Here is a 25,170-nt window from a genome sequence, read left to right as displayed (position 1 = left end):
ACATGTCGAGCCATAATTGGACCGAAGTATTTGTCGGTGGCGTCGTGTTGGCCGGCGCTCTGGCATTTGGCGTTTACGCCAGCCAATCGACGGGCTTGTCGCAAGGCGCGGCCGGGTACGAACTTGGTGCGTCTTTCAGGTCGCTGGAAGGGGTTGGTGTTGGCACGGATGTCCGTCTTGCAGGCGTCAAGATTGGAACGGTAACCGGTGTGACGCTGAACGCGGATACCTATCGTGCAGACACGACCTTCACCATTGCCGATGGCATCCTAGTGCCGGATGACAGCGCTATTGTGATCTCGTCCGAGGGGCTGCTGGGTGGCAATTTCGTCGAAGTTATGCCCGGCGGGTCGCCATTCTATTTCGAACCCGGAGACGAGATCGAAGATACACAAGGCGCGGTCAGCCTGATCTCTCTGCTGGTCAAGTTTGTGGCCGGAGATGGCAGCGAATGATCCGTGCTGCTTTGATTGCCCTTCTTTTGGTCGGAACCAGTGTTGTTGCTCAGCAAAAGGTCCAGTCCGGTCCGGGGGCCATGCTGCGCGGGCTGGACAAAGTCAGCGGTCAGACCGTTGATGTTGAAATGCAAAGCGGTGAGACCGAAGCTGTTTTCGGCTTGGATGTTGCGTTGGGGGATTGCCGCTATCCAGTTGATAACCCGACGGGTGACGCGTTTGCCTATCTTACGATTTGGGAAACGGGGAAAGCTGATCAGTTGTTTGACGGCTGGATGATTGCGACATCCCCAGCCCTGAACGCGCTGGACCATGCGCGTTATGATGTCTGGGTGATCCGCTGTATCACACCCGCTGCGGACTGATCGATTGACGCCTTGAAATCGGCGCCGAGATTCAGAGCCTCTTCAAGTTCTCTTTTGTAAGCGCTGCGCGGGATTTCGATAGCGCCAAGGGACGCCAGATGCGCAGTCAGAAACTGCGTATCGAACAGGTGGAATCCGGTTTGTCGCAGGCGGTCCACAAGATAGGCAAGGGCGATTTTCGACGCATCGGTGCGGCGTGAGAACATGCTTTCCCCGAAGAATGCAGCCCCCAAGGTTACACCATAGACACCGCCCACAAGTGCGGCTCCGTCCCAGACTTCGAGAGAATGGGCATAGCCTGTTTGATGCAATTGGCGGTACAGATCGTGCAGCTCTGCGTTGATCCAGGTGTCGGCCCGGTCGGCACAGCCATCCACGACGCCGGAAAAGTCCTGATCTATCGTGATTTCGAACCCGCAATTGCGGATGCGGCGTGAAAGACTACGGGAGACATGGAACCCGTCCAACGGAAAGACGCCGCGAAATTTTGGATCGACCCAGAACAGCTCGGGGTCATCGCGGTGTTCGGCCATCGGGAAAATGCCGATGGAGTACCCGTGCAGCAAAAGTTCAGCGGATAGGCTCATTTTGGGTAAGAGGGAACCGGAAGGCGTGCGCCCTCCGGTTCTTGGAGGTTACTATTTCATATTCTCCGCAAGCCAGCGCTCCAGCCAGTGGATGTTGTAGTCGCCGCTGTGCAGGTCGGGTTCCTGCAGCAGGGCATGGAACAGAGGCACTGTGGTATCGATTCCGTCCACGATCAACTCTCCCAATGCGCGTTCCAGCCGCGCCAGCGCTTCGGCCCGGTCGCGGCCTTGAACGATCAGCTTAGCGATCAGCGAGTCATAGTAGGGCGGGATTGAATATCCGTCATAAAGCGCTGAATCCATCCGCACGCCCAGACCACCCGGCGCGTGATATGCGGTAATTTTACCCGGACAAGGCGAGAAATTCGGCAGCTTTTCCGCGTTGATCCGCACCTCAATGGCGTGGCCTTTGATTTCCAGATCATCTTGCCCAAATGACATCGGCTCGCCTGCAGCCACGCGGATTTGCTCGCGCACCAGATCGACGCCAAAGATGCCTTCTGTTACCGGATGCTCCACCTGAAGGCGGGTGTTCATTTCGATGAAATAGAACTCGCCATTCTCATAGAGGAACTCGATGGTGCCAGCGCCGATATAGTTGATCTTGGCCACGGCGTCGGCACAGATCTTGCCGATCCTGGCCCGTTCTTTGGGGGTGATGCAGGGGCCGGGGGCCTCTTCAAACACTTTCTGGTGCCGGCGCTGCAACGAGCAGTCGCGTTCACCCAAATGCACCGCTTTACCCTTGCCGTCGCCGAAGACCTGAATTTCGATATGGCGCGGCGTGGTCAGGTATTTCTCGATATAGACCTCGTCATTGCCAAAGGCGGCCTTGCCTTCTGCACGCGCGGTCATAAAGGCGCTTTCCATTTCATCCGCATTCATCGCGACCTTCATGCCGCGACCGCCGCCACCGGCGGTGGCTTTGATGATGACCGGATAGCCGAATTCCTCACCGATGCGCTTGGCGTCTTCCAATGTGGGTACGCCACCGTCAGATCCGGGCACGCAAGGCACGCCCAGTGCTTTCATCGTGTCTTTAGCGGTGATCTTGTCGCCCATCACGCGGATATGCTCGGCGGTGGGGCCGATAAACGTGATGTCGTGATCTTCGACAATCTGCACGAATTCGGCATTCTCGGACAAGAAGCCATAGCCGGGGTGTATGGCCTGTGCACCAGTGATCTCGCATGCCGAAATGATGGCAGGCACGGACAGATAACTTTGCGGGCTGGGCGGAGGACCAATGCAGACCGATTCGTCCGCCATGCGTACATGCATCGCGTCGCTGTCGGCGGTGGAATGGACGGCGACCGTCTTTATCCCCATCTCGCGGGCAGCGCGGATGACGCGCAGGGCGATCTCGCCTCGGTTGGCAATCAGGATCTTGTCGAACATGGGCCCGCCTTACTCGATGATGACCAAAGGAGTGCCGAATTCCACAGCGTCGCCATCACCGACCAGAATGCGTTTGATCGTGCCCGATTTTGGGGCGTGGATGTGGTTCATGGTTTTCATCGCTTCGACGATCAGCAGCGTGTCGCCTTCCGAGACCGCAGCGCCAACGGAGATAAATGCAGGCGCACCGGGTTCAGGCTGCATATAGACCGTTCCAACCATGGGTGAGGTCACAGCACCGGGATGGCTGGCAGGGTCTTCCTGCGCCGCTGGAGCTTCGGCAGCGGCAGGGGCGGCCGCAGGGGCGACAACTGGAGCAGGGGCTGCGGCGGGCACCGCGACCTGAACCGGAGCGGCAGCGGCCTGTGTCATACGGCTGACGCGTACGTTCAGGCTGTCTTCTTCGCCGTATTCGCGTTTGACCTGCAACTCGGTCAGGTCGTTTTCGCGCAGCAATTCAGCCAGAGCCTTGATGAATGCCACATCCGCTTCGTGTTTGGTATCTGTCATGAGTGTCCTCGACGGTTCCCCTTTGGCCCGTCTGTTTTTGCGGGCTCTGATCAAATTACGCAGCGTTATAGGCCAAGCAGCGGTGCATGAAAAGCGCCGACTCGCACCATCACGAACTGGTTTGCCGCTTAATTTAAAGGGCCGATTGACTTACAGGGGCATCCCCGACAGCTTCGCGACCAGTTCAGACAGCTTTCGTGCGCCAAATTTTTCAAGCAACCGGGCGCGATAGGCTTCGATCGTGCGATAGCTCAGCCCCAATTCTGCGCCGATTTCCTTGGCCGACAAACCGCGGCAGGACAAGATGGCCACTTCGCGTTCACGCACTGTCAATTCAACCAGAGGTCGTTCTTCTGAGATATCCGAAAAACTCCAGATGCCGTGCCGAAACGGATCATCGGGGGTCAGTGATCGACCGCGCGCGCGACACCAGAACAGATCGCCATCGCGCCGTCTCATGACGCGTTCGTCAGTGTAATAGCCGGTGTCGCGCATGACCTGCAGGCTGCGCTCTCCGATCCGTTCCCAATCGGCGACTGAAGGATAAAGGTGCAGCAGTGGCATGTTGCGATAGTCAGCTTCTTCGCCACCGAACGTGCGCGCGAATTGCAGATTGCAGCGCCGGATAATCCGGTTTTCAAGCTCTACAAGGCCGATGGGCGCATATTCGAAGGCTGGGTCGCTCATACGGGTATCGTGCCGGGAAACTGCGCAGAAGAGAAGGGGGGAAGGGCTTTATCGTGTGATAACGACAAGTCATCCCTGTGTGGTGACCACGCTGGCTTTGTTAAAATTGTAAATCAGGATTGAAAACTTTGAACTAAACCTCAGAAATATATAACATGTTTCGATAATAATTTTCGCAATCTCGGCTTAACCTTAGCCAGGAGGATGCAAGCATGCGAGATACTTTGACGGGAAGCCGTATCCGAGAGAGGCGGCAGATTGCCGGGCTCAGGCAAGCTGAATTGGCGCGGTTGGCTGGGATTTCGGCCTCTTACCTGAACTTGATCGAACATAATCGGCGTCGGATCGGGGGCAAGCTGCTGGTGGACATCGCAGCGGCCTTGTCGGTAGAGCCTTCGGTGCTGACAAAGGGGATCGAAGCCACATTGGTGTCGGCCCTGCGCGAAGCAGCGGATGATGCGGTTGGTCAGACCGCCGAATTGGACGCTCTGGAAGAGTTCGCCGGACGCTTTCCAGGCTGGGCCGGGGTGCTGGCACAGATGCATCGCCGTGTCGTCTCGTTGGAACGCAATGTCGAGATGCTGTCTGACCGGCTGACCCATGATCCTCAGCTGGCGGCCTCGATGCACGAGGTCTTGTCAACAGCAGCAGCGATTCGATCTACGGCCGCGATTCTTGCAGACACCGAGGATATCGAGGCTGAATGGCGTGAACGGTTTCATAAGAACCTGCACCAGGATGCCGAAAGATTGGCAGGCAGTTCCAAGGCGCTGGTGACGTTTCTGGACGAAAGCGATACGGCAGTCGACCCGCGCGGTGTACCTTTGGAAGAGGTCGAAGCGTTCTTTCAGGCGCGTGATTACACTTTCCCGGAATTGGAGGGTCGAGGTGAGGCTGATATCGTTGACCTGAGTGACCTTAACACTGCGGCGGCCCGAGCCGTCGCACGTGATATGTTGGAAACACTGAGCGCTGACGCACAAGCCATGCCAATGGATGCGGTTGCTTCGTTTGTTCAGGACGCTGGCCCGGATCCGATTAACCTTGCGCGCCACTTTTCTGTGGACATGGCAACGGTCCTTAGACGCTTGGCATGTTTGCCCGAAAGTGTTGTGTCTGGCCCGATCGGCTTGGTGCTGTGCGATGCGTCCGGCAGCATCTTGTTCCTCAAGCCGGTTCCGGGATTTGCCATGCCAAGACATGGCGAGGCTTGCCCCCTTTGGCCAGTTTTTACTGCTTTGAACCGCCCCCTGGTACCGGTGCGCAAGCGCGTTGTGCAGACTGGACGGGCCTCGGCCACGTTTGAGTGTTTCGCGTATGCCTGGCCGCATTCTGTGGCCGGGTACGATCAAGATCCAGCCTATCGATCTGTCATGTTGGTGCGCCCCGAGCCGGAAACAGCTTTCGAACCAGCAGTTACCGAGGTTGGACCTAATTGTCGGGTCTGCCCCCGCAATGATTGCACAGCACGCCGCGAGCCGTCGATTTTGAGCGAAGGTTTTTGACACTTTCCTGACAGAACGCTTAATCTGGCTACGACCGGCCAAGGGATGGGCGACCGGTCTTGGGAGGAACTGAAAATATGAGCCGTAAGGTTCTGTTGATCGAGGACGAGCCGAATATCGCCGAGGCAATCCGGTTCCTGCTGACCCGCGAGGGTTGGCAGGTCGAGATTCACGGCGACGGTGCCGACGCGCTTCAGGTAATTCAGGGCGCACAGCCTGATCTGGTCATTCTGGATGTCATGCTGCCGGGCAAAAGCGGCATGGATGTTCTGCGTGATCTGAGAGAGATGGAAGAGCTGTCTGGTCTTCCTGTACTTATGCTGACGGCGCGCGGACAGTCGCGCGACCGGGAAATGGCGGAAAATGCAGGTGTCAGCCGATTTATGACGAAACCGTTTTCCAACGCCGAAGTGCTGACGGCTGTGCGTGACCTTCATGCGCAGGCGACGCGACTATAATGTCAGGCGAGAGTAACAAAAATCAGCCGCCGGGCGCACGACCTTCGGTTTTCCTGGAACGTCAAAGCTATCGCCGTCGCAGGTTGACAGACGCTGCCCGACTGCTGCCATTTCTTGGGGCTCTCTTGTTCGCACTACCGCTTCTGTGGCCAGATCGCTCCAACGGGGATGCCGCAGTGCCACTGTCATCGGCAATCTTCTACGTCTTCGTTTGCTGGGGCGCACTGATCGTGATCGGTCTGATCTTTGGCTTTGCTGCCCGCCGCATACCCACGCCCGAGGATCAAGACACAGGGGTTGAATGATGACCACTGTGAACGTTCTGATTCTCGTTTGTTTGGGCTACGTCGTATTTCTGTTTGCTGTAGCCTTCGCAGCAGATCGCATGGCTGCGGCTGGGCGTGGGAAATGGCTGCGCTCTCCACTGATCTATACGCTGTCTTTGTCGATCTATTGCACTGCTTGGACGTTCTACGGTGCTGTGGGCAACGCCGCGCGATCGGGGTTAGAGTTTGTCACCATCTACCTTGGTCCCACGCTGGTTATGGTCAGCTGGTGGTGGGGGCTGCGTAAACTTGTGCGTGTGGGGCGCAGTCAAAGGGTGACTTCGATCGCGGACCTGCTGTCGTCGCGCTATGGCAAGTCAAACACACTGGCGGTCTGCGTCACCATTCTGGCGGTGTTGGGCGGAACGCCATATATCGCGCTGCAATTACAATCGATTACGCTGTCTTTCTCGATCTTTGCCGAGGCCGACCCGTCGGGCCTGTATCGCGAAGGCTCGAGTGTGTTTTGGGTTGCGGCTGGCTTGGCCGTGTTTGCCATTCTCTTTGGCACACGCAATCTGGATGTAAATGAGCGCCATCACGGGGTGGTCACGGCGATTGCGGTCGAAGCCGTTGTTAAGCTGTTTGCACTCATCGCAGTCGGCGTTTTTGTCGTCTGGGGCATCGCCGGTGGTATCGCACCCATGATGGAGCGGATCGATGCGTCGGAAATTGGGCAGTGGAACGTCGACGCCGGGCGTTGGACGACCTTCATTTTCTTGTCTGCTGCAGCCTTTATCTGCTTGCCGCGCATGTTCCAGGTGATGGTGGTCGAGAATGACGACGAAAGCCATCTGAGAACCGCAGCCTGGGCTTTCCCGCTCTATCTTCTATTGATGAGCCTGTTTGTCGTCCCGATTGCCGTCGTGGGCCTGGACCTGCTGCCCGAAGGCGCCAATCCAGATTTGTTCGTTCTGACTGTGCCCCTGTCACAGGGTAACGATTGGCTGGCGATGCTGTCCTTTATCGGTGGATTTTCATCTGCGACATCAATGGTAATCGTGACCGCTATGGCGCTATCGACCATGGTTTCAAACCATGTCGTCATGCCCATCTGGCTGAACACACAGGAAGGCACGGGCTCAGTCTCGGGCGATGTTCGCAATATCGTTCTGATGGCCCGCCGCGTGTCTATCGCCGTTGTTATGGCGCTGGGCTATTTCTATTATCGGGCGTCGGGCGGTGGAGCAGCGCTGGCCTCGATCGGTTTGATCGCCTTTGCCGGAATTTCTCAGATCTTGCCTGCTTTGGTTGGTGGTCTGTTTTGGCGCGGGGCCACACGAACCGGTGCACTTGTCGGGCTGACGGTTGGGTTTCTTCTGTGGATTTACACCTTGCTGCTGCCTGGAATGGGCGGCGCATCAATGCCCGATGGCGTGCTGCAGAACGGGTTGTTCGGAATCGGCTGGCTGCGTCCACAGGCCCTGTTTGGGATTGAGGGGATAGATCCGATCGTCCATTCCGTGATGTGGTCGCTGTTGCTGAACACAATCGCGTTCTGCGTGGCCTCTTTGCTCAGTTTTCCCAGCCCGCTTGAGCGGTTGCAGGGGGCGCAATTTGTCAACGTGTTCGATCATTCGGTCGCTCCGCGCGGCTGGTCGGGCTCGGTCGCGCAAAGCGAAGACCTGATGATCATGACCCAGCGTATTTTGGGCACCGGTCCCGCGCAGGAGTTCTTTCAGGCCGAAGCCGAGAAGCAGGGCGGGCGGTCGCAACTGCCGGAACCTACCCCCGGATTTCTCAGCCGTTTGGAACGCGAATTGAGCGGGTCCGTTGGGACGGCCACGGCCCATGCCATGATCGGCCAGATCGTGGGCGGCTCGTCAGTTTCGGTCGAAGATCTGCTGGCTGTGGCGGATGAATCCGCGCAATTGCTGGAATACTCCAGCCAGCTTGAGGTGAAGTCATCCGAGCTTAGCCGAACGGCGCGGCAACTGCGCGAGGCTAATTCCAAACTTACACAGGTGTCGGCGCAAAAGGACAACTTCCTTAGTCAGGTCAGTCATGAATTGCGGACGCCCATGACCTCGATCCGGGCGTTTTCTGAAATCATGCGTGACACTGAAGGTCTGAGCCGTGAGGAACAAACCCGATACGCCACAATCATCCACGATGAGGCGCTGCGATTGACTCGCCTGCTGGACGATCTGCTGGATCTGAGTGTTCTGGAAAACGGTCAGGTCAACCTCAACATCAGTGATGACAGTTTGCGTTCGGTTCTGGATCGTGCCGTGTCCAGCGCATTGGCCGGAGCAGGCCGCAAGATAACTGTACGGCGCGCACGAGCTGCTGAGCGGATTGTTTTGCACACGGATTTGGACAGGCTGGGGCAGGTGTTCATAAACCTGATCTCAAACGCACAGAAATACTGCGATGCGGTCGAGCCAGTGCTGACAATTTCAGCATATGACGTTGGCGGGCGGGTTATCATTGATTTCATAGACAACGGCAGTGGTATTCCGCCCGGCGCGCGCTCGATGGTGTTCGAGAAATTTGCGCGCGTTGGCGTCGACAAGGCCGGCGGGGCAGGGCTGGGTCTGGCCATCTGCCGCGAGATCATGCAGCGACTTGGGGGTGAGATCACCTATCTGCCGGGACAGGGCGGAGCGGCGTTTCGAGTGAGCTTGCCTTTGGCTCATCGGCAAGCTGCTCAGTGATGCGGTCATAAAGAACTTTGTAACGTTCGGCGATGTAAACCTATTACCAGTTGCTGGAACAATTGGTGATCGGCGTCATGTCAGAAACCGTCAATGCCGCCTTGGCGCGGAAACTGACCGTTGGTCAGAAAGATCTGGGTGACCGTCCGCGCTCGGTTCTGCGGGCGCTGCGTCTGGGGTTTGCGCGGGCCGCAAACGACCGCGTGAATCTATCGCTTGCAATAATTGGGGCTAAGCAATCCAGCCGCTCTGCCGAGGATCTGGTCGAAGCGATTGGTCCGGATTGGCTGTTGCTGGTATTTGACGGGCCTGGGGGGCGTTTGGCGGCTTGCCTTGACCCGCATCTGGTGTCTGCCATCGTTCAACCCCAAACGATTGGAGAGGTCTTGCAGGACGATCCGGCTCCTCGTGCATTTACAGACACGGACGCCGCCATGTCTGCGCTTCTGATCGAAGCTGCTCTGACCCGATCCGCCGGTCTGATTGACCCGACAGCAGAACAGGTTTGCCTTGTTGGTCATGAGTATGCATCGCGCGCTGCGAACCTTCGGGAACTGTCGCTGGCTCTGACAGATGAAGCATATCGGGTCTTTGATCTGACCGTCGATTTGGCCAATGGGATAAAGCAAGGGCATATCTCGGTCTTTGTGCCAGAATCCCCAATCGTGTCTGACATAGCTGATGAGGCATCGGATCATTCAGGTCCGCGACTTGAGCATTCCTCGGGTGTGGTGAAGGCCGATTTGAACGCGGCTTTGTGTCGGATGACCGTGCCGTTGTCTATGCTGACCGCTATGCAAATTGGCGACATCCTGCCCCTGCGTGGGGCGCGTTTGGACCGAACCGAGATCCTGACGATCGAACGCACGCGGGCAGGTGTTGGTCGCTTGGGCCAGTGCGGAGGGTTGCGCGCTGTACGCTTGAACGAACATGCTGCGCTACCAGCGCTAAGCGGAACTGAAGCCCAGGAGTTTATTGAAAGCCGCGGAGGGATTCACCCGCAGGACAGTTTGGACGAACCAATGGCCAACGTGGTAGAAATCACACCCCCGGTGCCCATGACGGACTTTGAGGGGAGCCTTTCAGAAGATCTGATCCTGGACGACTCTGATCGGATGGTGGCCGAAATCTCTCAACTGGCCGGGCTGAATACACCCGAACCAGAGAACGGCAGCTCGTAACGCAGAGTGTTTAACCCATTTTGGTGCGAAGACTGTCCAAAGCAGGGCGCAAATTTTCCAACTGATATCCTGCATTTGTCGTTGCGTTCAGGATTTCATCTGTACTCATTTGGTCGCATTGCCCCAAAGCCCAAACAACGGAACATCGCGTGCCCGACGCACAGTAGGCCAAGACCGGTCCGCCGCATCTCTCTGCCATCTCACGTTGCAGTTTCACGTTCTCGGGTGTCATCGTCTGATGCGTCAGCTCCAGCACCTCATATTCCATGCCCGCAGCACGCACGGCATCGCCGATTGCATCGGATTGCATCACGGGCGGGACCTCGACATTGGGGCGGTTGCAGATCACCTTCACAAAGCCGGCAGCGGCTATTGCAGGCACATCCTCAACTGTGATCTGCGGCGATACGGCATAGCGGGGGGTGATGGGTCGAATCTCCATGCCAATTCCTTAGGCCGCGTTTGCCGCTCTGTCCAGTTGCGCGCCAAATGTTGGGGCAACGAACATGCCTGCCGCCATCGAAATCAGAAAGACCACACCGCCAAGCCCTCCGTAACTCAACGACGCCATCGCTGGTCCGGGGCAAAGACCAACCAGCCCCCAACCCATTCCAAACAGTACTGATCCTACGACCAACTTTCGGTCTACTTCGGGTTTTGCAGCTGGCGGAAATGCGTTCCCGGTCAAAGACTTGCGTCCTGCTGTCAAACGCCATGCGATCAGCATAGGCAAAATCGCTCCACCCATCACGAAGGCCAAAGTCGGGTCCCAGTTGCCGAAAACATCCAGCCACCCTTGAACCTTTGTCGTATCGGTCATGCCCGAAATCAACAATCCGGCACCGAAAAGTGATCCGGCAAGTAAAGCAATGAAATGGCGCATCAGATCAGGCCCCACAAGTGACGCAAGAAAACCAGGGTCACGCCCCCGGCTAGAATATAAAAGACGGTGGCCACGATCCCGCGCAGTGAAAACCGGGAAATGCCGCAAACCCCGTGACCAGACGTGCAGCCATTGGCGATACGTGTGCCAACGCCAACCAGCAACCCGGCGATGACGACAAGGATCAAGTTGCTGGTAAGATGTGTCTGAACTTCGGGCGCAATCAGCGGGCGCAATAGAAACGGCGTACCGATCAGGCCAGCAACAAAGGCCAACTTCTCGGCCATCGTATCGCGGGCGCTGCCATCAACAAGGCCGCCCAGGATGCCGCTTGCGCCCATGATCCGACCGTTGCCAAGCAGATAAACAGCCCCGCCCAGACCAATCAGTAAACCGCCGAACAGGCCCATGACCCACTCTATATTCATGAGGTTTATCCCTTTGTTTACCCGTGTCAGAGTTTGTTGATCGGCAGTTTCAGAAAGACATCACCTTCCTCATCTGCAGGCGGCATCTGTCCTGCGCGCATATTGACCTGCAAGGACGGCAAAATCAGGCGCGGCATAGCCAGTGTCGCATCGCGTGCGTCGCGCATTTCCACAAACTCTTCGATGCTGCGGCCTTGTCCGATATGGACGTTCAGGGCCTTTTGCTCGCCCACCGTCGTTTCCCACGCGTATTCGTCGCGGCCTGGGGCCTTGTAGTCGTGGCCCACGTAGATTCGCGTCTCATCTGGCAGGGTCAGAATTTTCTGGATCGACGCGTAGAGGGTCGCCGAGGAGCCGCCGGGGAAATCGCATCGTGCCGTTCCGAAATCGGGCATGAACAGCGTGTCTCCAACAAAAGCTGCGTCGCCGATCACATAGGTCAGGCAGGCAGGTGTGTGACCTGGGGTGTGCAGCACGTCTCCGCGCATCTGGCCGATGTGGAAACTGTCGCCTTCCGAAAACAACGCGTCGAACTGGCTGCCATCGCGCTGGAACTCGGTTCCTTCGTTGAAAACCTTGCCGAACGTGTCCTGAACGGTGACGATCTGAGCACCAATCCCGATTTTGCCGCCCAGTTCCTGTTGCAGATAGGGGGCCGCAGACAGATGATCGGCGTGAACGTGGCTTTCCAGAATCCATTCAACCCTAAGGTCGTGACTGCGCACATAGTCGATGATCTGATCAGCCGAAGCGGTCGTTGTTCGACCCGAGGCGTGATCAAAATCCAAAACGCTGTCGATAATGGCGCAGGCGCGCCCTTGTGGTTCGTAGACGACGTAAGACACCGTAAAGGTTTGATCGTCGAAAAACGCTTTCACTGCGGGCGTCATATTGTCCTCCATTTCGGTTGCTTAATTCATATATGTATTTCGGAATGTGACACAACTGCCAATCTGAATTTGATGCCCGTCAAGGCAGGTTCGATTAAAATGGCTTAAACTTTAACCCATCTGCGCCGAATTGCCGAAATTACGATTACGTCAGGCAAAAACCCGCACATATTCAGGTTAACATCTGCGGGTCTTATTCCCGTTACCTATATGAGGGATACTGGCAACACTTGGGAGGATGGTTATGACAGCAACTAATCTGTATTCCGAAGCAGAACAGCTTGAACAAAAGCTTCAAGGCGCGTGTCTGGACACGCGATTGGCGCTGCAACCGAGTGTGAGCAAGGTTGTTGATCGAATGCGACAGCAGGGTATGCACGTGCCGTCGCGATTGCGGCGACTGGATGCGGCTTTGTGCGAAGACGCGATGGAAGCGCAGTTCGATAACCTGCCGATCTGACCTAGGCGGTCATCCGAAGGATATCCCGAGGATGACCATCATCAATCCAATAACCGACAAGAACAAAGAGGCCAGGTTCCAGGGCAGTACGCCCTGAACAACCGCACGCAATTCGTCATCCGACAAACCGGCCTTGCGCGCTTTCATCACGCGAAGAATACACCAGACAAGACCGCAAAGCCCGGCAAGGGACAGGGCTGCTCCGCCCCACGTGATGAATTCAAACATGGTTCCCCACATCTCATCGTGAACTGACCCCGCGCTTAACGGATCGGATCAGGTGGCACAAGTGCGTCTGAGGATTGGGTGCTTGCGACCCGGGCTACAGCACTGTATCCGGCATCTTGCATCAGATTTTCAGCCTTTGGGAGAGACGCATATGGAAGACATCACCGAAGATCAGGCCGCCGCCAATTACCGCGTGACCGCAGGCGAGCTGCGCCAGTTCATCGAACGGTTCGAACGTCTGGATGCCGAGAAAAAGGACCTGGCCGAACAGCAGAAAGAAGTCATGGCCGAAGCCAAAGCCCGGGGCTACGACACCAAGGTCATGCGCAAAGTGATCGCGCTGCGCAAGCGTGACAAGGACGACATTGCCGAAGAAGAGGCCGTGTTGGAGATGTACAAAGAAGCACTTGGTATGTGAGACCTTCCGGCAAGGAGGGGCGGTGCCTCTCCCTTGTCAGGCCAAAGGGCGAGTATGGCTTGGGATTGGACCGCCGACCATATTTCCGACCTCATCTGCATCAAAGCGCATTGTTCTCGTCCTGTAGTGATTGTAAGGAAACTGCATAGCCCAAATGGGCCGCGCCGTGCGGGCGTGATGGAATGGTAGACATATCAGACTTAAAATCTGAAGGGCGTATGCCCGTGTGGGTTCGAGTCCCACCGCCCGCACCAAAATCTTATTTAAATTTAACATCTTATGGGGTCACGAACCCCCATTGAAACCCCCAGAAGTCTAGAGTGCCTATAAAAACAGGTACTTGAGGGGTATTTTACCCCCTTGAGACGTCATTAAACCGTTGGTTACACTGAAAAAGTAAAGGTCCGGGGGTCGCATCCCCCGAACCTTAGAAACCTGTCGTCTTAGAAAGGACACACCGACGAGGTATAAACAAAGTTTACCCAGTTTCGGTTTGTCCCTCAACAGAAAAGGGGAACGAAACGTGAACATAAGTAACCACCGGAAATTTCGTCTAAGACCACCAACCGACTTTGAGCGGTCTCTAAACCCGTCCGTGGTGAAAGTCGTGGAATACCCTGATGGGTCTGTAGAACACATCGGGGATGGCGCATTCGTGTCCCAAGAATGGCAACCGAGAACCAGACAGACGGAACCGAGGCCGGAACCAAAGCAAACACAAGATGACAATTGGGTGGACGTGCCACCTTGGGGAGCATGACCGATGAACCCGAAACGTTTCCTGTCCCTGACAGAAGATCAAAAGTTTGACACCCTAAAAACCATTCCGGCAAAACTTAGGAATTCAACTTGTTGGGCGGTTGCAAAGATTTATCCCGACCCAAAACATCCAGATCACAAACGCCCGTTTCATCCAATAACCAACAAACCAATTGACGTAACAGACCCAAGCACATGGGCAACTTTTGAACAATGTGTTGGGCAAGTCGTGGACGGTTGGAAATACAATGTGCTTGGTCCAATCTTACACGAGGATCTGAATTCAACTGTCTTGGACCTAGACAACAAGGCTAACGATCCAAAGATTGCCGAGGCTCATAATGAACTGGTCTCCAAATATTGGGACAAGACCTACGTGGAGACCAGTCAATCCGGTACAGGTCATCACATTTTCTTTGACGGTAGTTTGGTCCAAGGAGGTCGGCGCAAAGATGATGTTGGTACCGAAATTTATGACCGGGACCGTTTCATAATCATGACCGGGGTTAGTAATGGTTTGGACCTTGCCCCGGATACCGATGAGACAATCGCACAGATCGTTGCCGCCATGCCGGAACAAACGGCGCTGGTAGACCTGCCATCCGTTGAGGATATTCGGTCGGTAGAGGCGATCATAGAAAAGATGTTGGCAGCAGGTGGAAACACAGAAGGTCAACAGGCGTGGCAACACGGGTACCCTGCAAACTGTAACCGTAGTGACGTAGACGCCCAGATTGCCGAGTTGATCCTGTACCACACAAGTGACGTCCAAAAATCCAGGATCATATTTGAACGCGGTGCGCATTGGACCCCGGATCGTATTGCGAAGAAAGAAACGGGGCGGCGTGGTCAAAGTTACGTGGATCGCACTCTTGCATTTGCGTGGAGTAACGTTCACCAGCGGCAACAGGAACTAGAGGAACGACTAAAAGAAACACGGGCGGCAGTAGAAAAACTCAACCAACAACAAGAGGAAACGCCCGTTGTGGTACCGACCGATCTAACTGTGCCTGCCGAGTATGGTGCTCTTACTGCCCTCTACAATCATTGTTGTTACAACGCTTACCTCCGGTTTCCAGAGGCGGCACTGGCAACGTCCTTGGCACATATCGCGGCGGTGATTGGTGGGGCGTACGTAACGTTTAATCGTAATGACGGGATCAACGTATATGTGTCCGTGGTGGCACCTTCCGGATTTGGGAAGGATACCGCCATTGGTCCCGCCCGGGACGTCATCTATGAAGCGTCAAAACGGATGAACGCAACGGGTCAGGAACTGATCTATGGTCTGGATGACAGGATGTCACCTCAGTTCGGTTCCAAACAACAATTCCAATCTCGTCTGCAAAAGAACCCGTCCATGGTTCTCTGGTTACATGAGTTCGGCAAAGTAATTAAGCACGCCTTGTCACGTGGTGGTAACAGATACCAGAGTGAAATAATGGCGTTTCAAACCATCGCGTACACCGAGTCTAGATTGGGTGGACGTATAGACGCCCACGAAGTCCGGGATCAGGACAAAAGTGTTGGTGCGGTGGAGCGTCCGTGTCTGTCCATAATTGGGGAAGCAACACCGACTGACTTCGAAAAGGTGGACCCCGAGAACTTCGCGGACGGTACCACATCCAGATATATTTACTTTGTTCCAGCAAACCCGGATGCAGATCCAATCTACAACGATCAGGAAGTAGAATACTATGCCGTGGAACACGTAGAACACCTGTTCAAAGTTGCCAAACAAATTGAGCAAACAGGTAAACCACGTAAAGTCGGCATCACACCGGAAGCGCGCATTTGGTTCAATGAGAAGAGAACCAATACGGATCAGTGGCAACGACAATCTCGTGATGACTTGTTACTTGCCGCCTGCATCAAACGGTACATGCAACACGTCGTCAAAATATCAACAATTGCGGCGGTGTGCCGTGACCCTGAAAACCCGATTGTTCACTCCAGGGATTTGGAATGGGCGTCAGAGATCGCGGATGCAAGTATAACCAATGTCAAGCACATGGTGGATACTGGTAGCATCGGCGGCAATGTTAATGACGACGAACGTATTGAGTTCTTGAAAACCAAAATTCGGGAATGGACGCGTAAGAAACAGCACCCGAGAACGGGACACCATTTTGGACGTTACAAAGACGTGCCGCACATCCTACCTTTTGAATATCTACGGCAGAAGGCAAACGTTGGTAAGACAAAACGGTTCCCGGAGAAGCGTTTCCTGTTGAGTGCAATAAAAGATCTAATCTCGGCTGGTATAATCACGGTATACAAACCAAACGAGAAACCTCCAGTTCAAGGTAGTGATGGTGACTTCGTTCTTAAATCAAAAGGTGATGTGTATCTAATAGACGCGGAACTATTGTAGATGTTCGGTAGGTGTTCGGTAAACCCATCTATCGAACTTTAACTTGTTGTTTTTATTGTGTAAATAACACGAATATTTTGTTGGTCGGTAGTTCGGTAACCCCCCCTAATAAACACAAAAACAAACACTCAACAGGGAAATACTTAGAAAGTTACCGAATTACCGAATAACACACACACTCTACATAATATGTGTGTGTAAACAAAGGGTTAAGGTAGGTGATGGGTTCGGTAATTTAACCTACCGAACTTTACTGAATTACCGACCGCCTGTTTGCACCAAAGAACTAAGCAACTGTGCTTGATGAAATAGGTGGAAAGTTGCGCTTGCAGCCATCAACTTTTTTTCGTTGAGCCGATGCTGTTTGGTGTGGGACGGTAACGTAACAAATGGAAACCTAACTCACACAGCTTGATAAATGCCTCGGTAGGGGGGAGGGACAAAAAAACCCCAACACAGCCTGCTGACCGTGCCTCCATAGATTTGTAAGTGAAAACCGAAATATCACAGCCGAAAGCAGTCTCGAGCAGCGACCACTTCAGCTCGCCAACTGTGCTCGTATCAGTTTCCACTTAAACAACTGAGGAAAGGGTAAAACTAGATGAGTAATGTCTTTGGTTTTAGCGATGATAAAGAGGAACGTTCAAACGCCAATACGGTTTTTGAAGCAGGGAGACCGCTTCCTAGCCCTGTTTACGAAGAGTATGCTCGGGTTCAACTTCAAATTCCCTACCGCTACAGAGGCAAACGCAACATCATCAATCTTTGTGTTCAGTACGCACGCATTGTGCACCAATTGGATGTTGTGTCTGCTTTGCTTGCACGATCAGGTTTTACCACGGTCACCAATTCCGGAAGCGCGAAAGTTCATCCCTTGGTTCAAGCCCAGTTGCAGTTGGTTAAGCAGCTGCAATCTCTAGCGACATCACTTCGACTAAATATTTATGAAGATAACGCTAAACTGACTTTGGCCGACAACAAAAACAGAGCCGTCCAAGAAACCCAAACTGTTGACGCCCATGGCCTTTTAGCTCTTGGACCAAAACCAACAAGCTGAATGTCGTTTTTTTAGTGTGCCACGCTCCATGCAACCGTCCGCGAATTTTGCTTTCGACTTAAATTGTTACCCGGTAATTGACCGAATGCGGTCATTCAAGAAAGCTCGGCGAGTGACCGCGTCGAGCCCCGAAGAAGTCGTCCGCGAAACTCCCGAAGGCGCTAAATCTTTTCTCTAGTCTTCCACCAGCTCAGTTTCGTCGTCAGACGCCCACCATTCAGGTCGCCACTGACGGTTGATCGGGTTTGAAAGCCAATCAAAGTTGCTTGAGCGCGAACGCCAGTTTAAGCTGCCTTGCTCCAAATAACGAACGCTTCGCTCAAACCGACGACGGGCTTCTTCTGCGTCGGTTACGGGCCTATAAAACTTACAGTCATACGCCGCATTGATTTCAGTTTCGATGCCTTGCTCAAAGCAGAAGATCGGCTTTTGGTGCTTACCCAAACCGCCTTTGCGGCAAAGCAGGCACGACCGCACGTCAATGCTTTTCTCAAACCGGGCTTCAACACTGTTCTCAAAGTAGACCTGGATGAAATCTATGGGAATATAACCATTGTCCAAACCGATGTATTTGAAGAACTTTGTGGCGGGCCAAGATTTCATTTTCCTCAGTTCTTCAAACCGAGCGGATTTTACTATGGTCTTGCCGCTCTCAAACGCAACAAAGGCGATCCCGGTCGCGTCGCAGGGCTTTTGGCACCGTATCTCCCTAGGTTCGACGTCCCTTAGACCGTAGGAAAGTGTGTACTCGTCATTAAGAGAAATACCCTTTTGCAACCGGCAAATGTCCTTTTTCTCAAAAATCACGACTTCGATGATCCGAACACCGCTATTTATCTTTTCTTCCTCGCAACCGTGAGTGACCTTGATTTCCAAGAAGAGCACCTCTTCATGTCTGCTGCTCGACAGTAATACATCGGGGATAAACTCGGCGTAGGGCGTTTCTAGTTCGACCTTGTCGAATGAACGAGTGATGTCCCACGTTTCGATCTCGCTCTCGGAACGGCAGGTATGACCAAACTCACGTTCATATCGGTCGCAAACCAAAGGGCGCGTGAATTCGATCTTGTACGGCGTCCCTGTCGCCATCGCGTTGCGGATAGTCTCGTATAGCTTCGTTTTCGCCACAAAGTGCAAGTAGGTCTCGTCCGCACAGGCAGGCGTTCGCGGACCATGATGCTTGAAGTGATGCGCGCGTACGCGGCCCATGTGAGGCACCATCACACAGCCGCATTCTATGCATTTGAACGGGCCAAGTGCATATCTGTCCCTCGGGTCAACCTCGCCGATTTCAACTATTTTACCGGATGCGCCGACTGCAAAACAATTGCCCTGATCTACTTCAGATGAACTCGATACCATCCAGCAAACTTATACACCGCACACCTAAAGTTCCAGTCGAGCTGAGATGATACCCTTGGGCTACGTCAGCCGAAGACTTTCATTTTTTAGGCAATTGGATAAAGCGGTTAAATCGAACGGCTGCTTCGTCCGCGTAGCGGTCACTCAAACAGAGCCCAGCAAACGGCTGCTCTGAGCCCTTTGCGGTCATTCGGCTTGACCTGACGCAAGCATTCAAGACAAGCGGCAAAGCAAGGGCCGATCACAGGAAAAATCAGGCCGGGATACCTGCCTTTGCAAGCCCTGCAAGGTAAAGTTCCATTTGATCGTCCCGCTTCAGATAGAACAGCTTATTTTTTGCGAATGACCGCGAGAATTTCGGCTCTTCCACCATTAGGTTATGCACCATCTTCGCCAGATCTTTGTCCCGCCCGAGATTGGCAAGCGCCACGACTGCATGCGCAGTGGCCCAGTATTGGCAATTTGGCACATCGCGAGCCCGCTCTGCCCAGTCCAGAGCTTTCTCGAACTGGTGATCGAAAAGCAGAGTCAGCGCGCCATAGCTCAGAAAGGCCCAAAGCTGTGGATGGTTAGGGCTCATCTCCACGGCTTTCTCGAAATTGGCAATCGCCTCTTCGTATCGTCCCTCATAGGAAAGTGAGTCTCCCAATCCGCAATATGCTGGAGCCAGCGTCGGGTTCAATTTGATTGCAGTTTCATTCTCAGCCAGCGCGCTGCGGTATTCCCGGCGGGCCAGTTGGACTCTGCCCATCAGCATGTAGAGCAGCGCATTCTGGTTATCCATTGAAACGGCGGTGCGTGCGGCAGCCAGCGCTTCGTCCATAAGGGCAGAATCCGGTTCCGTGTCCCAATACACCATCCCGAGAATCGTGGCATAGGCCCACCAGGCGTGTGCCTCGGGAAAACTGGGGTCCAGTTCGCGGCTTTGGAGAAACAACCTCTGAGCTTCACGGTTGCTTACGGCAGTAAACTTGTAAAAGTGCGCAAGCCCAAGATGATAGCAGTCCCAGGCATGGGGGTTTCGGCGCGGCGTATCTTCTAACTTGCGCCGGATCGCATTTCCGACCTCGGGCTCCAGTCTGCCAACAATTGTTTCCGTGATCTCGTCCTGAACATCGAAGATGTCTTCCAACTGACGGTCATATTTTTCCGCCCACACGTGGTTGCCAGTCGATGCGTCAATCAGCTGAACCGTGACTCGAATGCGCGCACCCGCTTTTCTGACCGAGCCTTCGACAACGTAGTCGGCGTCCAAGTCATCGGCGAGCTGCCGAACATTCGGGGATTTTCCCTTGTAGGCAAAGGTCGTGTTGCGCGCGACGACCTCGAGCCAGTGGTGTTTCGACAGAGCCGTAATTATGTCTTCGGACAACCCGTCCGAAAAATATTCCTGTTCAGGGTCGCCTGAAATGTTGTCAAATGGTAATACGGCGATCGCAGTTCCGTCAGGGGACCCGGGCGGTTCAGAATCAAAAAGCGGACCTACAGACTCGGCGTCCCCCCACCACCAGACAGGCACCGGTCGATCAATGTTCTTAAGCTCACGGTTTTCTCCGCCTTGGAACGCGCAAGCCGTTTTGCTGTCCAGGCATTCATAGGCGGAGCCGGAGATGAGAACCTGCCCGGCTTCGGCAAGCGCTTCCAAACGAGCGGCGACGTTAACGCCGTTACCAAATACATCATCCTCCTCGAAAACGACTTCACCTGTGTGTATCCCAATTCTCAACTTCAGTGTATTCTGGCTGGCCAAAGAGTTCTGAATGGCGACAGCACAGGTCACAGCGTCAGAGACTGATGGAAACTCGACTATCCAACCATCCCCCATGCATTTCACTAAATTGCCGCGATGCGCGACTACAGAAGGGTCAAAAAGCCCAGATCGAAACTCTCGCAACGCGCTGAGCGTTCCGCTTTGATCCGAGTTCATAAGGCGGGAATACCCAACCAGATCGGCTGCTAGTATGGCGGTCAGCCTGCGTTTCAGAGGTCATCCTCCTCCGAGCAAAGTGTAATTATCAAAGATTATCATGCGCAGGCTTGGAAAGAAACCGAAGGGCGACTTCGCCCGCAAGACGGCCGCCGGATGAGTAAAGTTGCAGCGAAGGCATGAGCAAGGCCATTGGATGTCACAGTCGTGCCGAAGCGCATTAGCAGCGCAACAGCAGCGCTACTGGCCCACGCGTAACAAGCTGAATTGGAAGGACTGAGAGCTTCCCCAAGGAGTATGGTGTGTGTGCTTCCGATGCGTGACCAGGGAAATACGATCGCCTAATACCTCGCATAGCCCCTCTGGATCATAGCGAACGATTGGCAAACCGCTGCACTTCTTCGGACCATCGAGTGCAAACGTTGCGATAATCGCATGGCTACCTGGGAGAAGGCAGCGGTACAACTGGTCCCGGTAGGCGGAACGGTCGTCCTCATCGACAAGGAAATGAAATACGGCGCGATCGTGCCATAGATCATAGCTTCTCTCCGGGCTCCAGGTTGTGACATCGGCTGCGATCCATTCAATCTGCTCGCCTACGGCGCCAAGTTGTCCACGAGATCGATCAAGCGCAGCTTTGGATACATCGAGCACAGAAACGTCGCTCAGTCCTCTTTCGATCAGGCGTTCTGCGAAGCGTGAAGTGCCTCCGCCTATGTCTATCACAGAAGAGGCATTATCGACGCCGACCACGTCGCAGAGCTCCAACGAGATCGAGGGATCATCCTGATGCCAACTCAGCTGGGTATCGTCTTTCTCGCGGTAGACCTCCTCCCAGTGGCTCACTCTCTCGTCTGCCATGGTGTCTCCACTTGATCCCGTCAGGTGGTGATCATGTAACTTTAGGTCAATGACTGCAATGTCCCGCACAGCGGTCATTGATGCATTACGCGACGAAAGACTGCTTTGAGCCCACAGCGGACTCAGGATTTGCCTTGAACAATTTAAATCTAATGCGTTAGTCTGGTCAGGAGCGGCTTGCTAAATTTCAAGCAAATTAACGAGGAGAGCTTGCGTGGGACATATTGCTCAGATGAACATGGGGTATTTACTCCACCCACATGGTGATCCCCGGATCGCAGGGTTCGAAGACAATTCTGATCGCGTGAACGCATTGGCCGATCGTTCAAAAGGATTTATCTGGAGGCTGCAAGGAGAAGGCTACGGCCTACCTGAAAACAATACCGGGGCATTGTTTGGTCGGCCCGAAGTAGCACTAGCAACATTGTCCACATGGGAAAGTTACCAGGACTTTGATCATTTTGTTCACAAGACTGTCCACGCTCAATTCATTGATCGCCGAACTGAATGGTTTGAGCATGTGAATCAGCCTAGTTATGTTATTTGGCCAATCGAGCGAGGCCATATTCCAAGCCTTACCGAGGGAAAAGCCAAGCTGCTCCAGCTAAGATCTGAGGGACCAAGCCCCAACGCTTATGATTTTGCCACAGGAAAAAGCATGTCAGCTTAGTCCGCAAAGCTGACCTAAAGCACAATGGGAGACCTGTGATGGCCGACCGAAGTTGTCAGATGTCCGCTCTGAGCCCTGAGTGACCGATGCTGCGCGGCAAAGGAATGTCCGGGCTACGAGATTGCTTAGTTTCCTAAGGCTTTGTCGAAATCTGGCTCACATAAGACATAAAGCCGAAGAAGGTCTTTTCGGACACCCGACGTCTTGCCTCTGTCTTCAGTGCCTCCGCTGTTTCAGGGAATAGTAAACGCTCTTCGACCATGCGATCCGCGCCTCGGTCAATAACAGTCAGGAAATATGTCGCCTCTCCTTCGGCGACGTATCCATGCCCCCTGCGCGCCCCAAGTTGAAAACCAGTCTTGGCAAGCATGCCGGAGATTTGTCGCATTATCCAAAGATTGGTGACGTTTTGATTAATCATGAAACGGATGAGCTGATCGAGCGGGTCAAAATCTGCAATCTGCGCCGTCGCGGTGTCGTAGTCGCCGTCACAGACTGCCAACACACCGCCCGGCTTCAGGATGCGGAATGCTTCCTGAACTACGTCTTCGGGGTCAGGCACATGGCAGAGCAAGGTGTGCATCAAAACAAGGTCGAATGATGCGTCTTCAAAACCGGTTTTCTTGGCGTCGCCGATTTCGAAATTGAGACGCGTATCATCGCCAAAGCTCTTTCTTGCCCGGGCCACCATAATCGGCGAGGGTTCGAGCCCGTGCGCGGTTGATGCGCCAGCAAGGTCCAACAGGTCTTTAGTTACATGGCCAGTGCCGGACCCCAATTCCAACGCACTTGCATTGCTCGGTAGCTCTAAATCATTCAGATAAGCTCTGCGGATTGCTACCTGTGCAGGCTCAAGACAGCGGGCTTCCATCGCTGCTGCAATCCGTTCTTGAATCGCAGGATCTTGCGCTCCTAGATTAGAATATGGATCAGACATAGCTTCGCTCCTCGAAACACATCATGCGGCAGTACGCTAATCTTACTCCGCCTCGAAATCAAAAAAAGCAGACATTTGGGCAAGTCGATCAAACAGCGGCTATGTCCGCAAAGCAGTCGCTCACATCGTATGCAGCGAATGGAGATACCGAGCCCATGGCAGACATTGTCCAATGTGTTCGACAACCTCACGTTTTACGAAAGTGACAAGTCGCCGACTTAGTATTAAGTTGAGGCATAAATATTCAAATATTTGACTGCTCAGTTTCTCAGCTTCACCCAGCGCGAGTTTCATATGTCCAAGTTCAAATTTCCTACCGCCTTTACCATTCTGTTCATTTTGATTGCCGTCGTGGCGGCCCTTACATGGGTTATTCCGGCCGGTGAGTACGACCGTCAGATGAACGAAGCTCTGGGCAGCGAAGCGCCTGTCCCGGGCACCTACCACGAAGTCGAGCCGAACCCCCAAGGACTTACGGCGGTCATCCTTGCCCCGATTGCAGGTATGTATGATCCCGGGCTTCTGGGAAGTTCGTCAAGCGCGGCAATTGATGTCGCTTTGTTTGTTTTAGTCATCGGCGGTTTCCTGATGGTTGTCACCAAGACAGGAGCTATCGACGCCGGTATTGGTTGGTTGCTGCACAGGTTGGCCGGGCGGGAAATCCTGATGATCCCGATACTGATGATCGCCTTTGCCTTTGGTGGGACAAGCTATGGCATGGCCGAAGAATCCCTGGCGTTCTACGCTCTGATCATTCCGGTCTTTATTCGGGCAGGGTACGACTCGTTGACCGGGGTCGCGGTGATCATGCTGGGCGCAGGCATTGGGACCCTGGGCTCAACCTTCAACGCATTTGCGACAGTTGTTGCCTCGCAAGGTGCGGGTATTCCGTTCACGAACGGGATCGTTCTGAGGTTCATTATCCTTGTCCTTTGTCTAGCTGCAGGCATCGCATTCGTCATGCGATACGCATCACGCGTGAAAGCCGACCCGTCATTGTCCGTGGTGGCCGATCAGGCCGAGGAAAACCGGGCGCATTTCCTAAAGGGTTCGGAAGGCAATGATACGTTCCCCGAGATGACCAAGACGCGTTCGATCATTCTTGTTCTTTTCGGGATTACCTTCGCCATTATGATCTATGGTGTTGTCGCGCTGGGGTGGTGGATGGCGGAAATGTCCGGTCTCTTCCTGGTGATGGCCATCATCGTTTGGTGGGTCGGGAAAACGGATGAAGGGTCTAGAATGGACGAAGGGACTTTTGTGGAAACCTTCGTCGACGGAGCGCGCGATTTGCTGGGCGTGGCCCTGATCATTGGCGTCGCGCGCGGCGTGGTCGTGATTATGGACGCGGGCAAAATCACTGACACAATCCTCGCCGGAGCTGAGGGGTTTGTCTCGGGGCTGAGCGAGTTCGCCTTTATCAACGCGATGTTTGGCATTCAGATCTTGATGTCATTCCTGGTGCCGTCCTCGTCTGGGCTGGCCACGCTTTCGATGCCGATCATGGCGCCACTGGCAGACTTTGCAGGCGTCGGTCGTGATCTTGTGGTTACAGCGTACCAGTCAGCAAACGGATGGGTGAACCTGTTCAACCCGACATTTGCCGTCGTCATGGGTGGGCTAGCCATTGGCCGTGTCTCCTATGACCGGTGGCTACGTTTTGTTTTCCCGCTGCTCGTAATTCTGGCCGTGATCATCTGCGCCGCACTTACCGTTGGGGCCATAACTGATCCGGGGATCGACGGGCCCACAACCGAGACTTCAGACACAACATCGAACTGAGCCGT

The 25,170-nt window shown here is 54.3% G+C and carries 26 protein-coding genes and 1 tRNA gene; 14 read left to right on the top strand and 13 right to left on the bottom strand.

Features of this window, described 5'->3' with window-relative positions:
• Positions 1-2 precede the first annotated feature (2 nt).
• Positions 3-455 carry an outer membrane lipid asymmetry maintenance protein MlaD gene (mlaD, locus tag ACR3EH_RS05280; RefSeq protein WP_171094008.1) on the top strand — a complete coding sequence of 151 codons (453 nt, stop codon included), beginning with the start codon at positions 3-5 and terminating at the stop codon, positions 453-455.
• Entirely contained in the window at positions 452-820 is a 369-nt protein-coding gene (locus ACR3EH_RS05275) for a DUF2155 domain-containing protein (protein ID WP_171186743.1), read from the top strand. The genes mlaD and ACR3EH_RS05275 overlap by 4 nt, the downstream gene beginning before the upstream one ends.
• Here the strand turns inward: ACR3EH_RS05275 and aat are convergent.
• The 4 genes from aat to ACR3EH_RS05255 form a co-directional block, all read right to left on the bottom strand.
• Positions 775-1,407 (bottom strand): leucyl/phenylalanyl-tRNA--protein transferase, encoded by a 633-nt coding sequence (gene aat / locus ACR3EH_RS05270; RefSeq protein ID WP_171186741.1) that lies wholly within the window; start codon positions 1,405-1,407, stop codon positions 775-777. The two genes, ACR3EH_RS05275 and aat, sit on opposite strands and share 46 nt — an antisense overlap.
• A 51-nt stretch (positions 1,408-1,458) precedes the next feature.
• A complete protein-coding gene (gene accC / locus ACR3EH_RS05265; RefSeq protein WP_171676052.1) occupies positions 1,459-2,805 on the bottom strand; it encodes an acetyl-CoA carboxylase biotin carboxylase subunit in 1,347 nt (448 codons plus the stop codon).
• Positions 2,806-2,814: 9 nt separating this feature from the next.
• Positions 2,815-3,315: an acetyl-CoA carboxylase biotin carboxyl carrier protein gene (gene accB / locus ACR3EH_RS05260; protein WP_171186739.1), complete on the bottom strand. Its 501-nt coding sequence runs from the start codon at positions 3,313-3,315 to the stop codon at positions 2,815-2,817.
• Between the two features lie 150 nt (positions 3,316-3,465).
• A complete protein-coding gene (locus ACR3EH_RS05255; RefSeq protein WP_171093998.1) occupies positions 3,466-4,002 on the bottom strand; it encodes a helix-turn-helix domain-containing protein in 537 nt (178 codons plus the stop codon).
• Between the two features lie 212 nt (positions 4,003-4,214).
• Between ACR3EH_RS05255 and ACR3EH_RS05250 the strand changes: the two genes are divergently transcribed.
• From ACR3EH_RS05250 to ACR3EH_RS05230, 5 genes are all read left to right on the top strand, one after another.
• Complete coding sequence (locus ACR3EH_RS05250; RefSeq protein ID WP_171186738.1) at positions 4,215-5,507, top strand: helix-turn-helix domain-containing protein; 1,293 nt, start codon at positions 4,215-4,217, stop codon at positions 5,505-5,507.
• Positions 5,508-5,584: 77 nt separating this feature from the next.
• Positions 5,585-5,965, top strand: coding sequence for a response regulator transcription factor (locus ACR3EH_RS05245; RefSeq protein WP_171186736.1), 381 nt, complete (start codon positions 5,585-5,587; stop codon positions 5,963-5,965).
• A 176-nt stretch (positions 5,966-6,141) separates the two neighbouring features.
• The gene (locus ACR3EH_RS05240; RefSeq protein WP_371732026.1) at positions 6,142-6,270 is read left to right on the top strand and encodes a hypothetical protein; all 129 of its coding nucleotides are present in this window, start codon (positions 6,142-6,144) and stop codon (positions 6,268-6,270) included.
• Positions 6,270-8,948, top strand: a complete 2,679-nt coding sequence (locus ACR3EH_RS05235; RefSeq protein ID WP_171186732.1) for a sensor histidine kinase — start codon at positions 6,270-6,272, stop codon at positions 8,946-8,948. Before ACR3EH_RS05240 ends, ACR3EH_RS05235 begins: the two co-directional genes overlap by 1 nt.
• 77 nt (positions 8,949-9,025) lie before the next feature.
• A complete protein-coding gene (locus ACR3EH_RS05230; protein ID WP_171676050.1) occupies positions 9,026-10,129 on the top strand; it encodes a FliM/FliN family flagellar motor C-terminal domain-containing protein in 1,104 nt (367 codons plus the stop codon).
• A 10-nt stretch (positions 10,130-10,139) separates the two neighbouring features.
• Here the strand turns inward: ACR3EH_RS05230 and ACR3EH_RS05225 are convergent, their stop codons facing one another.
• Genes ACR3EH_RS05225 through ACR3EH_RS05210 form a run of 4 tightly spaced genes read right to left on the bottom strand, consistent with a single transcriptional unit; the run spans position 10,140 to position 12,330 of the window.
• A complete protein-coding gene (locus ACR3EH_RS05225; protein ID WP_171186728.1) occupies positions 10,140-10,571 on the bottom strand; it encodes a protein tyrosine phosphatase family protein in 432 nt (143 codons plus the stop codon).
• Between the two features lie 9 nt (positions 10,572-10,580).
• Complete coding sequence (locus tag ACR3EH_RS05220) at positions 10,581-11,012, bottom strand: DUF6691 family protein (protein WP_171186727.1); 432 nt, start codon at positions 11,010-11,012, stop codon at positions 10,581-10,583.
• Positions 11,012-11,440, bottom strand: a complete 429-nt coding sequence (locus ACR3EH_RS05215) for a YeeE/YedE family protein (RefSeq protein ID WP_171186725.1) — start codon at positions 11,438-11,440, stop codon at positions 11,012-11,014. The genes ACR3EH_RS05220 and ACR3EH_RS05215 overlap by 1 nt, the downstream gene beginning before the upstream one ends.
• Positions 11,441-11,466: 26 nt before the next feature.
• Positions 11,467-12,330: an MBL fold metallo-hydrolase gene (locus tag ACR3EH_RS05210; protein ID WP_171093983.1), complete on the bottom strand. Its 864-nt coding sequence runs from the start codon at positions 12,328-12,330 to the stop codon at positions 11,467-11,469.
• A 244-nt stretch (positions 12,331-12,574) separates the two neighbouring features.
• On the opposite strand from ACR3EH_RS05210, the gene ACR3EH_RS05205 reads away from it, so the two are divergent.
• Positions 12,575-12,790, top strand: a complete 216-nt coding sequence (locus ACR3EH_RS05205) for a hypothetical protein (protein WP_171093981.1) — start codon at positions 12,575-12,577, stop codon at positions 12,788-12,790.
• Between the two features lie 9 nt (positions 12,791-12,799).
• On the opposite strand, the gene ACR3EH_RS05200 is transcribed toward ACR3EH_RS05205, so the two are convergent.
• Positions 12,800-13,018 (bottom strand): hypothetical protein, encoded by a 219-nt coding sequence (locus ACR3EH_RS05200; protein ID WP_050603376.1) that lies wholly within the window; start codon positions 13,016-13,018, stop codon positions 12,800-12,802.
• 151 nt (positions 13,019-13,169) lie between these two features.
• Here ACR3EH_RS05200 and ACR3EH_RS05195 point away from each other — a divergent pair, with 151 nt between their 5' ends.
• The 4 genes from ACR3EH_RS05195 (at position 13,170) to ACR3EH_RS05180 (ending at position 17,626) form a co-directional block, all read left to right on the top strand.
• Positions 13,170-13,436 carry a DUF2312 domain-containing protein gene (locus ACR3EH_RS05195; RefSeq protein WP_171177687.1) on the top strand — a complete coding sequence of 89 codons (267 nt, stop codon included), beginning with the start codon at positions 13,170-13,172 and terminating at the stop codon, positions 13,434-13,436.
• Between the two features lie 168 nt (positions 13,437-13,604).
• A tRNA-Leu gene (locus ACR3EH_RS05190) sits at positions 13,605-13,690 on the top strand.
• A gap of 509 nt (positions 13,691-14,199) precedes the next feature.
• Positions 14,200-16,569, top strand: a complete 2,370-nt coding sequence (locus ACR3EH_RS05185) for a DUF3987 domain-containing protein (protein WP_171676048.1) — start codon at positions 14,200-14,202, stop codon at positions 16,567-16,569.
• A gap of 601 nt (positions 16,570-17,170) precedes the next feature.
• On the top strand, positions 17,171-17,626 hold the full coding sequence (locus ACR3EH_RS05180; RefSeq protein WP_171676046.1) for a P27 family phage terminase small subunit: 456 nt from the start codon (positions 17,171-17,173) through the stop codon (positions 17,624-17,626).
• A gap of 174 nt (positions 17,627-17,800) precedes the next feature.
• Here ACR3EH_RS05180 and ACR3EH_RS05175 read toward each other — a convergent pair whose 3' ends face one another.
• The 3 genes from ACR3EH_RS05175 to ACR3EH_RS05165 all read right to left on the bottom strand — a co-directional run bounded on the left by ACR3EH_RS05175 (position 17,801) and on the right by ACR3EH_RS05165 (position 21,776).
• Positions 17,801-18,835 carry a hypothetical protein gene (locus ACR3EH_RS05175; RefSeq protein ID WP_171676044.1) on the bottom strand — a complete coding sequence of 345 codons (1,035 nt, stop codon included), beginning with the start codon at positions 18,833-18,835 and terminating at the stop codon, positions 17,801-17,803.
• A 406-nt stretch (positions 18,836-19,241) separates the two neighbouring features.
• Complete coding sequence (locus ACR3EH_RS05170) at positions 19,242-20,951, bottom strand: adenylate/guanylate cyclase domain-containing protein (RefSeq protein WP_371810732.1); 1,710 nt, start codon at positions 20,949-20,951, stop codon at positions 19,242-19,244.
• A gap of 204 nt (positions 20,952-21,155) precedes the next feature.
• On the bottom strand, positions 21,156-21,776 hold the full coding sequence (locus ACR3EH_RS05165) for a class I SAM-dependent methyltransferase (RefSeq protein WP_170791675.1): 621 nt from the start codon (positions 21,774-21,776) through the stop codon (positions 21,156-21,158).
• A gap of 214 nt (positions 21,777-21,990) precedes the next feature.
• On the opposite strand from ACR3EH_RS05165, the gene ACR3EH_RS05160 reads away from it, so the two are divergent.
• Positions 21,991-22,446: a DUF3291 domain-containing protein gene (locus ACR3EH_RS05160; RefSeq protein WP_171676040.1), complete on the top strand. Its 456-nt coding sequence runs from the start codon at positions 21,991-21,993 to the stop codon at positions 22,444-22,446.
• A gap of 133 nt (positions 22,447-22,579) precedes the next feature.
• Here the strand turns inward: ACR3EH_RS05160 and ACR3EH_RS05155 are convergent, their stop codons facing one another.
• Complete coding sequence (locus tag ACR3EH_RS05155) at positions 22,580-23,383, bottom strand: methyltransferase domain-containing protein (protein ID WP_171676038.1); 804 nt, start codon at positions 23,381-23,383, stop codon at positions 22,580-22,582.
• A 294-nt stretch (positions 23,384-23,677) separates the two neighbouring features.
• Here ACR3EH_RS05155 and ACR3EH_RS05150 point away from each other — a divergent pair, with 294 nt between their 5' ends.
• Positions 23,678-25,165, top strand: coding sequence for a YfcC family protein (locus ACR3EH_RS05150; protein WP_171676036.1), 1,488 nt, complete (start codon positions 23,678-23,680; stop codon positions 25,163-25,165).
• Positions 25,166-25,170 lie beyond the last annotated feature (5 nt).

This window comes from Ruegeria sp. BG7 (genome assembly GCF_056535685.1).
Note: the sequence above shows the minus strand (reverse complement) of the source record. Positions and strands in the feature narration are given on the sequence as shown.

What these genes read in the sequence shown, in the direction of transcription:
- mlaD (WP_171094008.1), top strand. Translation starts at nt 3, where the DNA reads ATGTCGAGCCATAATTGGACCGAAGTATTTGTCGGTGGCGTCGTGTTG.
- ACR3EH_RS05275 (WP_171186743.1), top strand. Translation starts at nt 452, where the DNA reads ATGATCCGTGCTGCTTTGATTGCCCTTCTTTTGGTCGGAACCAGTGTT.
- aat (WP_171186741.1), bottom strand. Translation starts at nt 1,407, where the DNA reads ATGAGCCTATCCGCTGAACTTTTGCTGCACGGGTACTCCATCGGCATT.
- accC (WP_171676052.1), bottom strand. Translation starts at nt 2,805, where the DNA reads ATGTTCGACAAGATCCTGATTGCCAACCGAGGCGAGATCGCCCTGCGC.
- accB (WP_171186739.1), bottom strand. Translation starts at nt 3,315, where the DNA reads ATGACAGATACCAAACACGAAGCGGATGTGGCATTCATCAAGGCTCTG.
- ACR3EH_RS05255 (WP_171093998.1), bottom strand. Translation starts at nt 4,002, where the DNA reads ATGAGCGACCCAGCCTTCGAATATGCGCCCATCGGCCTTGTAGAGCTT.
- ACR3EH_RS05250 (WP_171186738.1), top strand. Translation starts at nt 4,215, where the DNA reads ATGCGAGATACTTTGACGGGAAGCCGTATCCGAGAGAGGCGGCAGATT.
- ACR3EH_RS05245 (WP_171186736.1), top strand. Translation starts at nt 5,585, where the DNA reads ATGAGCCGTAAGGTTCTGTTGATCGAGGACGAGCCGAATATCGCCGAG.
- ACR3EH_RS05235 (WP_171186732.1), top strand. Translation starts at nt 6,270, where the DNA reads ATGACCACTGTGAACGTTCTGATTCTCGTTTGTTTGGGCTACGTCGTA.
- ACR3EH_RS05230 (WP_171676050.1), top strand. Translation starts at nt 9,026, where the DNA reads ATGTCAGAAACCGTCAATGCCGCCTTGGCGCGGAAACTGACCGTTGGT.
- ACR3EH_RS05225 (WP_171186728.1), bottom strand. Translation starts at nt 10,571, where the DNA reads ATGGAGATTCGACCCATCACCCCCCGCTATGCCGTATCGCCGCAGATC.
- ACR3EH_RS05220 (WP_171186727.1), bottom strand. Translation starts at nt 11,012, where the DNA reads ATGCGCCATTTCATTGCTTTACTTGCCGGATCACTTTTCGGTGCCGGA.
- ACR3EH_RS05215 (WP_171186725.1), bottom strand. Translation starts at nt 11,440, where the DNA reads ATGAATATAGAGTGGGTCATGGGCCTGTTCGGCGGTTTACTGATTGGT.
- ACR3EH_RS05210 (WP_171093983.1), bottom strand. Translation starts at nt 12,330, where the DNA reads ATGACGCCCGCAGTGAAAGCGTTTTTCGACGATCAAACCTTTACGGTG.
- ACR3EH_RS05205 (WP_171093981.1), top strand. Translation starts at nt 12,575, where the DNA reads ATGACAGCAACTAATCTGTATTCCGAAGCAGAACAGCTTGAACAAAAG.
- ACR3EH_RS05200 (WP_050603376.1), bottom strand. Translation starts at nt 13,018, where the DNA reads ATGTTTGAATTCATCACGTGGGGCGGAGCAGCCCTGTCCCTTGCCGGG.
- ACR3EH_RS05195 (WP_171177687.1), top strand. Translation starts at nt 13,170, where the DNA reads ATGGAAGACATCACCGAAGATCAGGCCGCCGCCAATTACCGCGTGACC.
- ACR3EH_RS05185 (WP_171676048.1), top strand. Translation starts at nt 14,200, where the DNA reads ATGAACCCGAAACGTTTCCTGTCCCTGACAGAAGATCAAAAGTTTGAC.
- ACR3EH_RS05180 (WP_171676046.1), top strand. Translation starts at nt 17,171, where the DNA reads ATGAGTAATGTCTTTGGTTTTAGCGATGATAAAGAGGAACGTTCAAAC.
- ACR3EH_RS05175 (WP_171676044.1), bottom strand. Translation starts at nt 18,835, where the DNA reads ATGGGCCGCGTACGCGCGCATCACTTCAAGCATCATGGTCCGCGAACG.
- ACR3EH_RS05165 (WP_170791675.1), bottom strand. Translation starts at nt 21,776, where the DNA reads ATGGCAGACGAGAGAGTGAGCCACTGGGAGGAGGTCTACCGCGAGAAA.
- ACR3EH_RS05155 (WP_171676038.1), bottom strand. Translation starts at nt 23,383, where the DNA reads ATGTCTGATCCATATTCTAATCTAGGAGCGCAAGATCCTGCGATTCAA.
- ACR3EH_RS05150 (WP_171676036.1), top strand. Translation starts at nt 23,678, where the DNA reads ATGTCCAAGTTCAAATTTCCTACCGCCTTTACCATTCTGTTCATTTTG.